This is a genomic window from uncultured Flavobacterium sp. (assembly GCF_951805225.1).
Taxonomy (GTDB): Bacteria; Bacteroidota; Bacteroidia; order Flavobacteriales; family Flavobacteriaceae; genus Flavobacterium.
Genome location: NZ_OX638201.1, coordinates 4,125,662 through 4,140,190, shown reverse-complemented (window position 1 = coordinate 4,140,190; position 14,529 = coordinate 4,125,662). Strand labels below are relative to the sequence as shown.

The 14,529-nt window shown below is 33.7% G+C and carries 11 protein-coding genes; 5 read left to right on the top strand and 6 right to left on the bottom strand.

The window, feature by feature from the left end; genetic code table 11:
• The first annotated feature begins 33 nt into the window (after positions 1 to 33).
• Together mtgA and WN975_RS17330 are read left to right on the top strand one after the other, a co-directional pair.
• On the top strand, positions 34 to 816 hold the full coding sequence (mtgA, locus tag WN975_RS17335; RefSeq protein ID WP_337969002.1) for a monofunctional biosynthetic peptidoglycan transglycosylase: 783 nt from the start codon (positions 34 to 36) through the stop codon (positions 814 to 816).
• The gene (locus tag WN975_RS17330; protein WP_337967591.1) at positions 806 to 1,765 is read left to right on the top strand and encodes a lipid A deacylase LpxR family protein; all 960 of its coding nucleotides are present in this window, start codon (positions 806 to 808) and stop codon (positions 1,763 to 1,765) included. Before mtgA ends, WN975_RS17330 begins: the two co-directional genes overlap by 11 nt.
• A 280-nt stretch (positions 1,766 to 2,045) precedes the next feature.
• On the opposite strand, the gene WN975_RS17325 is transcribed toward WN975_RS17330, so the two are convergent.
• The 4 genes from WN975_RS17325 to WN975_RS17310 form a co-directional block, all read right to left on the bottom strand.
• Positions 2,046 to 4,316 carry a cation:proton antiporter gene (locus WN975_RS17325; RefSeq protein ID WP_337967590.1) on the bottom strand — a complete coding sequence of 757 codons (2,271 nt, stop codon included), beginning with the start codon at positions 4,314 to 4,316 and terminating at the stop codon, positions 2,046 to 2,048.
• A 365-nt stretch (positions 4,317 to 4,681) separates the two neighbouring features.
• Positions 4,682 to 5,401, bottom strand: a complete 720-nt coding sequence (locus WN975_RS17320) for a response regulator transcription factor (RefSeq protein WP_337967589.1) — start codon at positions 5,399 to 5,401, stop codon at positions 4,682 to 4,684.
• Positions 5,364 to 6,122, bottom strand: coding sequence for a histidine kinase (locus WN975_RS17315; protein WP_099709751.1), 759 nt, complete (start codon positions 6,120 to 6,122; stop codon positions 5,364 to 5,366). The genes WN975_RS17320 and WN975_RS17315 overlap by 38 nt, the downstream gene beginning before the upstream one ends.
• Before the next feature lie 273 nt (positions 6,123 to 6,395).
• The gene (locus WN975_RS17310) at positions 6,396 to 6,725 is read right to left on the bottom strand and encodes a multidrug efflux SMR transporter (RefSeq protein ID WP_121328650.1); all 330 of its coding nucleotides are present in this window, start codon (positions 6,723 to 6,725) and stop codon (positions 6,396 to 6,398) included.
• Positions 6,726 to 6,903: 178 nt separating this feature from the next.
• Here WN975_RS17310 and WN975_RS17305 point away from each other — a divergent pair, with 178 nt between their 5' ends.
• The 3 genes from WN975_RS17305 to rpoN all read left to right on the top strand — a co-directional run bounded on the left by WN975_RS17305 (position 6,904) and on the right by rpoN (position 12,684).
• Positions 6,904 to 9,270 (top strand): MMPL family transporter, encoded by a 2,367-nt coding sequence (locus WN975_RS17305; RefSeq protein ID WP_337967588.1) that lies wholly within the window; start codon positions 6,904 to 6,906, stop codon positions 9,268 to 9,270.
• A 379-nt stretch (positions 9,271 to 9,649) separates the two neighbouring features.
• Complete coding sequence (asnS, locus tag WN975_RS17300) at positions 9,650 to 11,095, top strand: asparagine--tRNA ligase (RefSeq protein ID WP_099709748.1); 1,446 nt, start codon at positions 9,650 to 9,652, stop codon at positions 11,093 to 11,095.
• A gap of 128 nt (positions 11,096 to 11,223) precedes the next feature.
• Complete coding sequence (gene rpoN, locus WN975_RS17295) at positions 11,224 to 12,684, top strand: RNA polymerase factor sigma-54 (protein WP_089353249.1); 1,461 nt, start codon at positions 11,224 to 11,226, stop codon at positions 12,682 to 12,684.
• A 585-nt stretch (positions 12,685 to 13,269) separates the two neighbouring features.
• Here the strand turns inward: rpoN and WN975_RS17290 are convergent.
• Both WN975_RS17290 and WN975_RS17285 read right to left on the bottom strand, forming a co-directional pair.
• On the bottom strand, positions 13,270 to 13,698 hold the full coding sequence (locus WN975_RS17290) for a hypothetical protein (protein WP_337967587.1): 429 nt from the start codon (positions 13,696 to 13,698) through the stop codon (positions 13,270 to 13,272).
• Positions 13,699 to 13,733: 35 nt separating this feature from the next.
• Positions 13,734 to 14,324 carry a thymidine kinase gene (locus WN975_RS17285; protein WP_121328652.1) on the bottom strand — a complete coding sequence of 197 codons (591 nt, stop codon included), beginning with the start codon at positions 14,322 to 14,324 and terminating at the stop codon, positions 13,734 to 13,736.
• Positions 14,325 to 14,529 lie beyond the last annotated feature (205 nt).

The following is a 14,529-nucleotide window of genomic DNA, read 5'->3' as shown; positions in this document are numbered from 1 at the left end:
CTACTTTTAGAAAATAGAATTAGCAGATTTAATATAATGGCAACCAAAAAACCAGCACCAAAAAAAGCAACAACAGCAAGTAAACCAAAACCAGTTTCAAAGAAGACGAATAAGACGAATCGTTCTTTTGGTGAAAAAGTGAAATGGTTTTTAATAAAAGCTTGTTTGTGGTTTTTTGGACTTTCGATTGCGTCCGTCGTATTTTTTAAATATGTTCCGGTCCCGTTTACGCCTTTAATGATCATTCGTGCCATCGAAAATAAATTGGATGGAAAGGAAGTTTATTTTGATCACGACTGGGAACCAATCGAAAAGATTTCGATGAATCTTCAGAAAGCCGTGATTGCAAGTGAAGACGGAACTTTTTTAACCCACAACGGATTCGATTTTAAAGCATTGCAAAAAGCATATAAAAGCAACGAACGCGGACGCCGAATTCGAGGCGGAAGTACGATCTCGCAACAAACCGCCAAAAATGTTTTTTTATGGCAGGGAAAAAGTTATTTGCGAAAAGGTTTGGAAGCTTATTTTACTGTTTTGATCGAAATTATCTGGGGTAAAGAACGCATCATGGAAGTTTATCTGAATAGTATCGAAATGGGCGATGGCGTTTACGGCGCATACGCTGCAACAGAACATTGGTATCGTAGAGATGCTTCGAGCTTAACGCCAATGCAAGCTGCCGGAATTGCTGCAATATTACCAAATCCGAGAAAGTTTAAAGCAACAGGATCTTCAAGTTATATCAACAGACGTAAAGAAAGAATCGTTCGTGAAATGCGTGCTGTTGGAAAAATAAATTATAATGCGAAATAAAAAAGTCCTTTTTGCATTTCTGATATTGTCATCGACTTTGATTTTTGGACAGGCAAAAACAAAAGAAATTGGTCTTATTACCGATAATGATTTATACACATCATCAAAAAATGATATGTATTATACCAACGGTTTAGAGCTTTTCTACCGTTTTCTGTCGGAGAATAATAACGAAAAAATCAATAAAAAGATAACCGAGTTTCGCATTGGGCAATATATCTATAATCCAAGATTTATTAATGCAGAAGCCGTAGGTGAAAATGATCGTCCGTTTACCGCTTATCTTTTTGCCGAAGCCGGACGAAGTTTTTTTTATAAAAGTGAGTCGGTTTTAAAAACTGATTTTCAATTGGGTTTTATGGGGCCAAATGCTTTTGGAAGACAAACGCAAGAAAGTTTCCATCATCTTATAGGTTACAAAACAGTTTATGGTTGGGAAAATCAACTTCATAATGCTTTTGGCGCTCAGGCGCACGCTTTATATTCAAAGAAATTGTTTCCAAATAAACACAATGATTTTGTAGATCTTCATTTTCAGTCAGAAGGTAATTTGGGAACTATTTTTACGGGAGTTTCCGCAGGATTTCTAGCCCGAATTGGTTTTAAGAGATTATTGCCAATTTACGATTCAAATATGTACGATGCTTCTGTAAGTTCAGAACCGCAATATAATATTCGGGAGTTTTATTTTTATGCTATTCCAAGTGTTAATTACCAATTTTACGACGCAACGATTCAGGGAAGCATGTTCAACAATACAAGTCCGTTAACATTTGATATAACGCATTGGCGTTTCAATGCCGAATTTGGACTAAAATACCGCCATAACAATTGGAATTTATCCTATTCCTTTATTTACCGAGGCAGAGAAGTAGAACCTAACGAAATTACAAATACAAGCGCAGGTTATTTTTTCGGATCGATTCGATTGGGATATTTGTTGAAGTAGTTTTTTTTTAAAGGTTCTAAGATACTAAGGTGCTAAGGTGCTGAGGTTTTATGGATTGTGATTATGATTGCGTTGGATGGATTAAAATCCATCCCTACAATATGTTTTGTTCCTTTGGAACTCTCTGAATAAAAATTCCGAAGGAATGATCTATTTTGTAGCAACGGATTTTAATCCGTTGGAAGCGCAAAGTAAATCAATATTAAAAATCAAAAATCCCAAATTCCAATCAAAACAGATTTAGAATTTGGGATTTAAAATATTGGAATTTATTTTCCGTTTATGGTTTCAAGATCAAAACGGATGGCGTGTTGTTTAACCATGTACTTTGAGATTCTATTAGTTTTTTCCAGCTTTCAAGACTTATAATCATCAAGTTTTGACTTTCTAAAAATTCCTTTTTTAGAGTTCTGTCGTGCATAATCATAATATGATTTGGCGCAATTTGTTCTATCGAGCGAATTGTTTCCTGAATATCGCGAGTACTTTTTACTTCGCCGCTTGCGTCAAGAACTGTAATTTGCGAACCATTATTATTGATTAACTTTTTAGCATATTCTATTAAAAAAGCATCTTCTTTACTGAAAATTGGCATGAAAACCTGATTTACTTCTTCCAGATCTTTATCAATAAAAATTCCGACAGGCATTTTGCTTTTTGCAATTATATGACGCGTTCTTTCGTCAAAAGGAGAGTTTTCGAACAAACCTTCTTTTCCTGTAAACTTATCAATTAAACGATCCGGATTTACGATTCGGGTTGTGAAACCAAGGATTTTTCCCAGTAAAGTTCCGTCAAAAATAGACTGACCTAAACCAACTAACAATAAATCGTATTCGCCTTGATTTGCCGTGTCAATAATATCAGTGTCAATATCATTGGTTACTTTAAAAACGCTTAACATATTTTGATTCAATCGTTCTGATTCTTCAATAACCGGAACCAGCATTTTTCGCTCGTGATCTTTAACGTCAAACGAATGTATTTCGGTACTTAGAGAAAGATGCATCGCAGTTACAATCGAATTGTCTCCTTGTTTTTTGACTAAACTATTTGCGATCAAAAGTAGTTTCTTTCCTTTTTCAGGCGTTGCAAAAGAAAGCAGGATTTTGTATTTGCTTTTGTTTCCAATTTCATGAGGAACTGCAGTCATTTTATCTTTAAAAATAAATCCGATAAAATCAAGCGCGGGACCGGTCATAAAAGTAGTTACCAAAGCCATAATAACCATCATGGTAAAAATTTCTGTAGATAAAACTCCTAAATCATAACCAATATTTAGAACTACCAATTCCATTAAACCTCTGGTATTCATTAAAGCTCCAATGGCTAAACTGTCTTTCCAGCTTTGTCCGACAAATTTTGCGGCAAAAGCACTTCCAAAGAATTTTCCAACTACGGCAACGGCAATAATTACTCCGGTTACTTTCCATAAATAAGGATCATTCAATAAACCTATTTGTGTACGTAAACCTGTAAATACAAAGAATAAAGGCAATAAAACGATGATTGCAACGTCTTCAACTTTTTCGATAAAAATATTTCTGAATTTGTTGTTTTCCGGCATAATTGCTCCGGCTAAGAAAGCACCAAATAAAGCATGAATTCCGATTAATTCAGAAGCGTAAGCAGAAAATAAAAGTGTGATGAAAAAGATCGCCACAACCGGTTTGTTCAAACTTTCGCGAGTTGAATTTAAATCTCCAACACGTTTTAAGAAAGGGCGAACTATTTTTAGCATTACAATTACATATAAAATAGCCAAACCTATTACATATAAAGCACTTGTAAATGAACCTGCTTTTACAATAGCAATTACAACGGCAAGAATACACCAAGCTGTAATATCATCGGCAGCAGCACAAGTTATGGCAATGGTTCCTAATTTTGTTTTTTGCATGCCGCGTTCCTGTACAATTCTCGCGAGAACCGGAAAAGCAGTAATACTCATTGCGATTCCCATAAATAATCCAAAAGAAGCAAACTCAACGCCAACGGGAGCAAAAGTATGATAGATAAAATAAGCCAGAGTTAATCCCAACGCAAACGGAATTACAATACTGGCGTGACTAATTACCACAGCATCGTGTGCTTTGTTTTTTAATACTTTCAAATCTAGTTCCATTCCAATCACGAACATGAAAAGAATTAAACCAATCTGACTTAAAAACTGTAGGTTTCCTAAAGATTCTTTTGGAAATAAAGCGTGTGAGAATTCCGGAAAATACATCCCGACCAATGATGGTCCAAGAACGATTCCGGCAATCATTTCGCCAATTACAGACGGTTGTCCTATTTTTCTAAAAAACCACCCGAATAAACGTGCAACCAAAATAATAGTAACGATCTGAGCCAATAAAATTGCTAAAGGATGTTGCAGGTTTTCGACCATAGAATGAAGAAAATCATTCCAGTGATTACTTGCTATTTGTTTATGTACGATTCCGCGTCCTACTTCCAGAGCGGCACCTTTTGAAATTACCCAATATATGAGAGCTGTAAAACCGCCAATAACTGTAATGTAAAATAAGGAGTTTTTTATGTTATTCATAACTCGTTTTTTAGATTTTAATGCTGCAAATATCAGAACTGAGAATTAAGTGAAAAAGGAATTTTAAACCTAATTTTCAATGTATGTAACAAGTCCGAAAAACTTTGTAATAAGTTATGAAAATGATTGTTTTCCTGAGGGAAGTCGAAAGCTAATTGTGAAAAAAAGGGCTTCGATTTCGCTCAGCCTGACAAATATTGAGTATAATTTAAAAGTCATTTTCAACACATAGAAACATAGATTTTACTTCTCAAAAAGAATGCAAAAATAAACACATTTCTTTTACATACCATACTCTGTGTATTTAGATAAGTGAAACGCCTTTTTTCAGCGCATCAAATCTATGTTTCTATGTGTTAAAATTTCTAAAGTTTCACCTTTTTTAAAAAATCAGAACGATAGGTTTCGCTTAAAATTAAAGTACTGTTTTTTTCATTTTTTTCTAAATGATATAAAACAATTTCGTTATGATTGAAGAATTTAATTGCTTTTACAGCGACAATTTCTTTTTTGTTTATTCGGCAAAAATCAGCGTCAGGTAATTCGTTTAAAAGCGTGTCGAATTTGACGTTTTTCAGGTTTAGAAAACTTCCGTCAGTCAGGAGAACTGTTTTATCGCGACTATCACTAATAGCAGTTTTGATATACTGAATCTGATTAAAATACAATAAGGTTTTTCCTTTGTCAGTATTTAACTGAATGAATTTTTTGGACGAATCAGGTTTGTCAAAACGTTCAAAAGCTTTTGAGATTGCTTTTTGCAAACGTTCCAGTTTTACCGGTTTTGTGATGTAATCTACTGCGTCGATATTAAAGGCATCGGCGGCGTATTCTTTATAAGCAGTGCAAAAAATAACCAATTTATTATTCAGCATTTCTGCCAGATGCAAACCGTCCATTCCCGGCATTTCGATATCTGAAATCAGTAAATCAAAATCGAGATTGGGAATTTCTGCAAGGAGTTTTTCTGGATTATTGAATGTCTTTACGATTTCGACTTCCGGAATTTGTTCGCAAAGCATTTTCAGGTACATTAATCCCGGTAACTCATCGTCCAGAAGCAAGCATTTCAGTTTTGTATTCAAGTAAATCTATTTTTAGATGAGCAATATAAATGTCGTTTTCGACAAATTTATCGAGTTTGAAATTATTCTTATATATGATGCGTAATCTGTGCTCTAAAGTAGCGTGACCAAAACCGCTTCGTTCTTTTTTTAATACTTTTTTATCCGAAATTTTATTCGAAACTGTCATAAAAAAGCTATTGTCTCTAAACTCAAAAACCACCGAAATAAAAGCATCGGCACTTTGCAAATCAGCGTGTTTAAAGGCATTTTCGATTAAATCAATAGAAATTAAAGGCGCCAATAAAGGTTGCTCGTATAATTTATCGTCTTTATTAATGTTGGTTTTGATCTTTAATTCAAAAAGTGGACTAATCTTGATTTTATTGATTTCGATAAGATTCAAAGCAAAATCAATTTCCTCTTTTGCTGTGACAAATTTCTTTTTGCTTTCGTATAAAATATAGTCCAAAACATTCGCCAATTTATCCAATGCAAAATACGTTTGATAAGCATGCGATTGAATTGAGTTTAGAATATTCTTAAACAAATGCGGATTCAGTTTTGATTCTAAAGTTTCTAACTGCAAATCGTTAACTTTCATTTCGAGCGCATAAAAACTTTTTTCGGCATCATCTTTTGCTTTTTTGAATTGCATCAATTGATAAAACAAAAAGCAGATAATAGCGATTAGCAATAAAAGAATTGCCAGAAATATAAAAGTTATTGTGTTGTCTTGCATTGTTATGTAAAGTTAAAAGTTTTTTTGCCCACGGATTTTACAGATTAAACGGGTTGTTACAGATTTTCTTTTTATACTATTTCAATAAATAAAATTATCTGCTTAAATCCGCTTAATCAGCGAAATCCGTGTGCTATTTTTTTTGCCAAGAATTCCACGAATTATAATATCTGCTTAATCTGCAAAATCTGCGAGAACATTTTTTTTATTTAATTAAAATAAACCAATCAGTGTAAATCCGTTTTATCCGTAAAATCCGCGGGCCAACATTCTTTAATGACTAGAAACAAACTTCAACCCAATAATTGAAGCGATTAAAGTCGAAAGAAAAAATATTCTCCAGAAAGTTGCCGGTTCTTTAAAAATTAAAATTCCAACCAAAACAGTTCCAACGGCGCCAATTCCTGTCCAAACGGCATAAGCGGTTCCAATTGGTAAAACCTGAGTGGCTTTGTATAATAAAAGCATACTTATCGAAAGACAAACAAAAAAACCAATCATCCAGTAAGTTGATAGAATTCCTGTTGTTTCTTTGGCTTTGCCTAAACAAGAAGCGAATCCAACTTCAAAAAGTCCTGCAATTATTAATAAAATCCAATTCATTTTCCATTCCTTTTTTAAATTAAGTACAAATATGAGAAAAGCTAACGTAGGATTGTACAAATCATCTAATTTTTCCTAAAAATCACAATATCAATTATGTTAACAAACAGTAAAAACGAACTGATTATTTATGATTTCGAGCACTTTTCACTACATTTGCATCCATTTTAAAGAATTTATGAAAAACGCTGTACAAGTTGGATTTTGGGAAAAACTGGCCAGAATCATACTTAAAAATAGAATTGCGATACTCGTTGGGGTTTCGGCCTTGACAATTTTCCTTGGTTATCAATGGAAAAACCTTGCTATGACTTATACTGAAGCAAATTTGCTTCCTAAAAATCATACTGCAAATAAAGATTATCAAAAGTTCCTAAGTAAATTTGGTGAAGAAGGAAATTTAGTAGTAATTGGGTTTCAGGATCCGAAATTTTTCACGCCTAAAAATTATGCTGCCTGGAATGAATTAATGACAGGTTTAAAGAATTCTAAAGAAGTAGATTTGGTTGTGTCTTTAAATGATTTGAAAAAATTAGAAAAAGATACCGTTAACGAAAAATTTGTTCTCGAGCCGTTTATCAATCAAAGTAAAGCGACGGATCCTGAGTATTTAAAAAAGATACAATACGATTTATTTCATAATTTACCTTTTTACGAAGGTTTGCTTTTCAATAAAGAAAGCGGAAGTATTCGTTCAGCAATTTATATCAATAAAGAGCTTGTAAATACAGCTGAAAGAAAAACTTTTATCCTTGAAAATCTGGTTCCAAAAATCGATAAATTCGAAAAAACTACCGGAATCGATTTGAAAGTTTCGGGAATGCCATACATCAGAACAATCAATGCTGATAATATGAAAGGTGAAATCGGGCTCTTTATTGGCGCGGCTTTATTTACGGTTTCATTGATTTTCTTTTTCTTTTTTCGTTCTTTCAGAGCGACATTTATTTCGATTTGTATTTTAATTGTTGGTGTAATCTGGTCTTTTGGAACACTCGGATTATTTCATTATAAAATCACGATTTTAACGGCTATTATTCCGCCATTGATTATCGTAATTGGGATTACGAATTGTATTTTCCTGATCAATAAATACCAGCAGGAAATTAAACTGCACAACAATCAGGCAAAGGCTTTGCAACGTATTATTTCTAAAATTGGAGTTTCGACTTTAATGACGAATTTAACAACGGCGATTGGTTTTGCAACATTCATGATTACAGGAAACGACCTGCTTTTTGAGTTTGGTTTAGTGACTTCGATAAATGTGATTTCGGTTTATTTATTGACGCTTTTAATTGTGCCAATTGTATACAGTTTTATGGATGTTCCTGGAGAAAAACATTTATACCATTTGACTAAAACCTATATTTCGACTTTATTGGATTTTGTCGAAAATGTGGTAAAAAACAAGCGAAAAGTAATTTATACGATTTATGGTTTGTTATTGGTTTTTAGTGTTATTGGAGTTTCTCAAATGAAAGTTTCAGGAAGTTTAATTGGCGAAATGCCAAAAAGTGCTTCTTTCTTTAAAGATATTTTATTCTACGAAAAAGAGTTTAACGGTGTAATGCCTCTCGAAATTATGATTGACACCAAACATAAAAAAGGTGTTATGAAATTGTCGACGATGCGCAAAATGGATGAATTGCAAAATACAATTGCAAGTCTTCCTGAATTGTCAAAACCGGTTTCTATTGTGAATTTGGTCAAATATTCGAAACAGGCTTTTTATAACGGAAATCCGGAATATTACCAATTACCAACTTCGCAAGAACAGGCTTTTATTTTGTCGTATGCTAAAAATGCAACAAAAAACAGCAAAGACAATTTAATGAAAAGTTACGTTGATTCGACTGGACAATATGCCCGAATCACCACTTTTATGAGAGATATTGGTACGGATGAAATGGCGAAAGTGGAGAAAAAACTGCATTCAAAAATTGCTGAAATTTTTCCAAAAGATCGTTACGAAGTTACCATTACCGGAAAAGCATTGGTTTTCCAGAAAGGGACATCATATTTGGTTGACAACTTAATAGAATCGTTGATTTTTGCCATTTTGGTAATTGCCATTTTGATGCTTTATTTATTCAGATCGTTCAAAATGGTAATGGCATCGGTAATTACGAATATTTTACCGCTTTGTATTACGTCCGGATTGATGGGTTATTTTGGAATTCCGTTGAAACCTTCGACAATTTTAGTATTCAGTATTGCGTTTGGAATCTCGGTTGATAATGCGATTCAGTTTATGGCGAAGTACAAACACGATTTGATTCAAAGCAACGGAAAAGTCAAAAGATCTGTTTTCAGCGCTTTGAGAGAAACTGGAATTAGTACTTTTTATACTTCGGTAGTTTTAATTTTAGGATTTGCTACTTTCACGCTTTCAAGCTTTAGCGGAACAATTGCGCTTGGAGGATTAATTTCTTGTACTTTGGCGTTTGCAATGTTTGCAAATCTATTGGTTTTACCGGCCTTAGTTTTGACTTTTGAAAAGAAGAAGGCTAAGAAAGAGGATTTGGAGAATTTGGAAGGGTAAACACGAATTACACTAATTAGCACGAATTGATAGTTTGAATCTTTGTCAAAGTTCAAAACTTTGACAAAGATTGATAGACAATATTCTTTTTACACAAAGTTTAGTCCTTGCGAGGAACGAAGCAATCTCATTTGCTAAATCAACTAATTATTTTGTTAGTGTGATTGCTTCGTTCCTCGCAAGGACAAAAAATAAGAAACAATTGCTTCTTATTAAAAACGAAAACCCTAGCCCTGATAGCAGCGGTATCCTTTTTCTTACTTCTTTAGTAAGAAAAAGATATAGCGGATAGCAGGAAACAGCTTCTAATTTTAATTATTATCGTTTATATTTGCAGTTATTACACAACAAATAATTTAATTTCAATATTATATATAAAATGAAACACACAAAAGTTAAAGACTTATTAAACAGTACGACGACGCTTCAGGAGGTTAATGCAAAAGGGTGGGTGAGAACTTTTAGAAATAATCAGTTCATCGCTCTTAATGACGGTTCTACCATTAATAATATACAATGTGTTGTTGATTTTGAAAATACACCGGAAGAAACTTTAAAAAGAATCACGACCGGAGCTGCAGTTTCTGTAATTGGAACTTTGGTTGAAAGTAAAGGTGCAGGTCAGAAATATGAAATTCAGGTGAACAAACTTGAAATCCTTGGAGATTCTGATGCGGAGAAATTCCCAATGCAGCCTAAAAAACACTCTTTAGAATTTTTACGTGAGAATGCACATTTACGTGTTCGTACTAATGCTTTTGGAGCAATTATGCGTGTACGTTCGGTATTGTCATTTGCGGTTCATAAATATTTTCAGGAAAAAGGTTTCGTGTATGTAAACACTCCAATTATTACTGGAGCTGATGCTGAAGGTGCCGGAGAAATGTTTCAGGTAACTTCACTTCCTTTGGATAACTTGCCAAAAACGGAAGAGGGAGAAATTGATTTCAAAAAAGATTTCTTCGGAAAACATACGAACTTAACGGTTTCGGGACAATTAGAAGGGGAAACTTTTGCAATGGCTTTGGGTCAGATTTATACTTTTGGACCAACTTTTAGAGCAGAAAATTCTAATACTTCTCGTCACCTTGCAGAATTTTGGATGATCGAGCCGGAAGTTGCTTTCAACGATCTTGATGATAACATGGATTTGGCTGAAGATTTTATTCAGTACGTAATTAAATATGCTTTAGACAATTGTAAAGATGATTTGGCGTTTTTAGAAGGAAGACTTCTTGAAGAAGAAAAATCAAAACCTCAGGCTGACAGAAGCGAAATGGCTTTGTTAGAGAAACTAAACTTCGTATTGGAGAACAACTTCAAACGTGTTTCTTATACTGAAGCAATTGATATTTTGAGAGATTCGACTCCAAATAAAAAGAAAAAATTCAGCTATTTGATTAACGAATGGGGAGCTGATTTACAATCAGAACACGAGCGTTATTTAGTGGAAAAACACTTTAAATGTCCGGTAATTTTATATGATTACCCAGCAAATATCAAAGCGTTTTACATGCGTTTGAACGATAATACAGAACCTGGAAAAGAAACTGTTCGTGCAATGGATATCCTTTTCCCTGGAATTGGAGAAATCGTTGGTGGTTCTGAAAGAGAAGAGCGTTATGACGTTTTGATCGAAAAAATGAAAGCCTTAGAAATAGACGAAGAAGAATTATCATGGTATTTAGATACCAGAAGATTTGGATCAGCAACTCACGCAGGTTTCGGTTTAGGATTTGAGCGTTTGGTATTGTTTGTAACTGGAATGACAAATATTAGAGACGTAATTCCTTTCCCAAGAACTCCTGGAAGTGCTGAGTTTTAATCTGAGATTCTAAGGAACTGAGGTACTAAGGTTCTAAGTTTTTAAAATATAAATAATTTAAATCGAATTAATTCGTCAATATAAGATGCTCAGAGCCTTAGGAACTTAGCATCTTAGCACCTTTTTATATGCTAAAGCAATTTTTAAATTTAAAATTATCCCAAAAATTATCTCCACAGCAAATTCAGCTGATGAAGTTAATTCAATTGCCTACGCAAGCTTTTGAGCAACGTTTATTAGAAGAAATGAACGAAAATCCGGCATTAGAAGCTGGAAAAGAAGAAGAATACGAAGCTGATGAATTCGCAAATGAAGACTATGACGATTATGATGATGCAGAATCTGACAGAATCGAAGCAGACGACATTAATATCGACGAATATTTAAGCGACGATGATACTCCGGATTATAAAACTCAGGTGAATAATTATAGTGAAGATGAAGAAAGAGAAACGCCTTTTGCTTCTCCGATAAGTTTTCATCAGGATTTAATCAATCAGTTGAATACTTTTATTTTGAATGATGAAGAGCGCGAAATCGCTGAATTCCTTGTTGGAAGTATTGATGATATGGGTTATATCCGCAGAAGCGTTCCGGATATTGTAGATGATATGGCTTTCACTCAAGGTATTTATACGGATGAGAAAATGGTCGAAAAAATGCTTCAGGTGATTCATGAACTAGAACCTTCGGGAGTTGGAGCGCGTGATTTACAGGAATGTTTATTGTTGCAATTGAAACACAAAACGCCAACAGAATATGTTGATTTAGCAATCGATATTATCGAAAATCAGTTTGATGCTTTTACCAAAAAACATTACGATAAACTGCTTCAAAAATACGGGGTTTCGAATGAACAGCTTAAAAAAGCGATTCACGAAATCGAAAGACTAAATCCAAAACCGGGCGGATCTTATACAGGAAACAACAAAGTAACAGAAAATGTAGTTCCTGATTTCGCCATCAGAATTGTTGATGGAGAATTAGAATTGACCTTAAACGGAAGAAATGCTCCGTCTTTGCACGTTTCTAAAGATTATCAGGAAATGATGCAGACGTATAAAGATTCACGTGATAAATCGTCGGCACAAAAAGATGCGGTTCAGTTTATCAAACAGAAACTGGATTCGGCAAAATGGTTTATCGACGCGATAAGACAACGTCAGGAAACTCTTTTTGTAACCATGAATGCAATTATGCATTATCAGGAAGAATACTTTTTAGACGGCGATGAAACGAAACTAAAACCAATGATCTTAAAAGACATTGCGGATATGGTTGGTTTGGATATTTCGACGATTTCGCGTGTTGCCAATAGTAAATATGTTGAAACACCATACGGAACAAAATTAATTAAAGAGTTTTTCTCTGAAGCCATGAAAAATGATCAGGGTGAAGATGTTTCGACTTTAGAAATCAAAAAAATTCTTCAGAATACAATCGAAGAAGAAGATAAAAAGAAGCCTTTACCTGATGATCAATTGGCAGAAATCTTAAAAGAAAAAGGATATCCAATTGCTAGAAGAACAATTGCAAAATATCGTGAACAACTTGATATTCCGGTAGCAAGAATGAGAAAGAAAATTTAGGTTTCTTTTTTAAGCCATATAAGAAATATAAGTTCATTTAAAAGAACAACCCCGACAGGTTTCAAAAACCTGTCGGTTTTTTTTATACATTTTTCTATATTAAACTAAATGAATTCGAAACGTATCGAATTGATTTTTTTGCATGAAATCGCATATTAAACGGATTAAAGTTTTGCCCCAAAAAATAGTTCGAGCCAAAGGTTCTTTAAAGTTCCGAAGGAACGATTTATATTGTAGAGCTGGACTTTAGTCCAGTTTAGATGTAGTTTTTTTAAGATAGCAATAATAGAATTGTTGTATCATTTATTATTCCGTAGGAATATTTGATCGGTAGAAAAAAAAATATTACGATTCCCGAATCGTGTCCTGTAGGGACACTTGTTTTTTCATGGAATTAACCACAAAATATCCATTCGATTATTCAAACTACTACCGATCAAACGTTCCTAACGGAACGTATTTTTATCCACCAATTTAAATGTCTACCGATGAAACATTCCTACGGAATGACCAATCTTTTTTAAAAAACAAACCCAACAGATTTTTTAAATCTGTTGGGTTTGTTGTTATAATGGAACTTCTAAATTATTTATATTGTTCAGGCGTTATCGTGATCTCAAACAAATAATTTTCCTTTTTATCATCATAATTATAAATCAAGGTGAAATTATTATCTCGAAATGTTTGAAGTCCTGGATTTGCTTTAACGGTGCTAAGAAGACTTTCTTCGATATTTTTCTTTATCGTTTCGATTTCTGCAGTTTCTTTTTCAACATTGAGTAAAGTCAAATTGTATTGAACGATTTTATCTTTTGGCAAAGTAACATTGTCGAGACGTATTCCTTCCTGAATAACTAAAGGACAATTCTTGTTGTACTTCGCTACTAATTCGACCATTTCTTTGTCAGTAACAGGTTCTTTAAAAGAATAATAAAAGACAAAAACCAATGATAATGCTACAATTGCACTTATTACTAAAATAATTAAATTCTTTTTTGTTGTAGGTTTCTGCATTTGTAGTTTGTTTTGTTGTGAAGGAAAAGCAACTTTTATTTATCCTGAATCTTTTTCATGGCATTATAATATGCAGCGCGACTTAATGGCTCATATTCTTCGGTTTCGCCAAGCATTACTAATTTATCATTATCGGTTTTACGGAAACTGTAATTGGCAAGATTTCCTGTTCTGGTGCAAACGGCGTGAACTTTAGTCACATACTCGGCTGTTGCCATAAGCGCTGGCATTGGTCCAAAAGGATTTCCTTTAAAATCCATATCAAGCCCTGCAACTATCACACGAATTCCCTGATTAGCAAGATCATTACAAACCGTAACAATTTCGTCATCAAAAAACTGAGCTTCGTCAATACCAACAACGTCGCAACCTTGTGCTAAAATAGAAATATTTGCCGCGGCGGGAACCGGAGTTGAACGAATTTCGTTGGAATCATGCGATACCACCATTTCGTCATGATAGCGGGTATCAATGGCAGGTTTAAAGATTTCGACTCTTTGTTTGGCAAATTGGGCGCGTTTTAATCTGCGGATTAACTCCTCGGTTTTACCCGAAAACATTGATCCACAAATAACTTCAATCCAACCAAATTGTTCTTTGTGATTTACTGTATTTTCGAGAAACATTTTGTATTTTTCTACCTTTAAAAATGAATAGTTTTTATTACTTTGTACTGGTAATAAATTGACGCAAAATTTTGATGTTTTACGTTTTTTCAAAAGTAGAAAATTTTTATCAAATCGGAGATTCGCAAACGCTTATTAACAGAAATAAAAAATAGTTCTGCGAATTTCATCCCAGAATAAAAACATTCGAATACAAAATATACTA

Bases quoted from the DNA above. Each gene is read 5' to 3' on its own strand.
- WN975_RS17330 (WP_337967591.1), top strand. From the start codon at position 806: ATGCGAAATAAAAAAGTCCTTTTTGCATTTCTGATATTGTCATCGACT.
- WN975_RS17325 (WP_337967590.1), bottom strand. From the start codon at position 4,316: ATGAATAACATAAAAAACTCCTTATTTTACATTACAGTTATTGGCGGT.
- WN975_RS17315 (WP_099709751.1), bottom strand. From the start codon at position 6,122: ATGCAAGACAACACAATAACTTTTATATTTCTGGCAATTCTTTTATTG.
- WN975_RS17310 (WP_121328650.1), bottom strand. From the start codon at position 6,725: ATGAATTGGATTTTATTAATAATTGCAGGACTTTTTGAAGTTGGATTC.
- WN975_RS17305 (WP_337967588.1), top strand. From the start codon at position 6,904: ATGAAAAACGCTGTACAAGTTGGATTTTGGGAAAAACTGGCCAGAATC.
- asnS (WP_099709748.1), top strand. From the start codon at position 9,650: ATGAAACACACAAAAGTTAAAGACTTATTAAACAGTACGACGACGCTT.
- rpoN (WP_089353249.1), top strand. From the start codon at position 11,224: ATGCTAAAGCAATTTTTAAATTTAAAATTATCCCAAAAATTATCTCCA.
- WN975_RS17290 (WP_337967587.1), bottom strand. From the start codon at position 13,698: ATGCAGAAACCTACAACAAAAAAGAATTTAATTATTTTAGTAATAAGT.
- WN975_RS17285 (WP_121328652.1), bottom strand. From the start codon at position 14,324: ATGTTTCTCGAAAATACAGTAAATCACAAAGAACAATTTGGTTGGATT.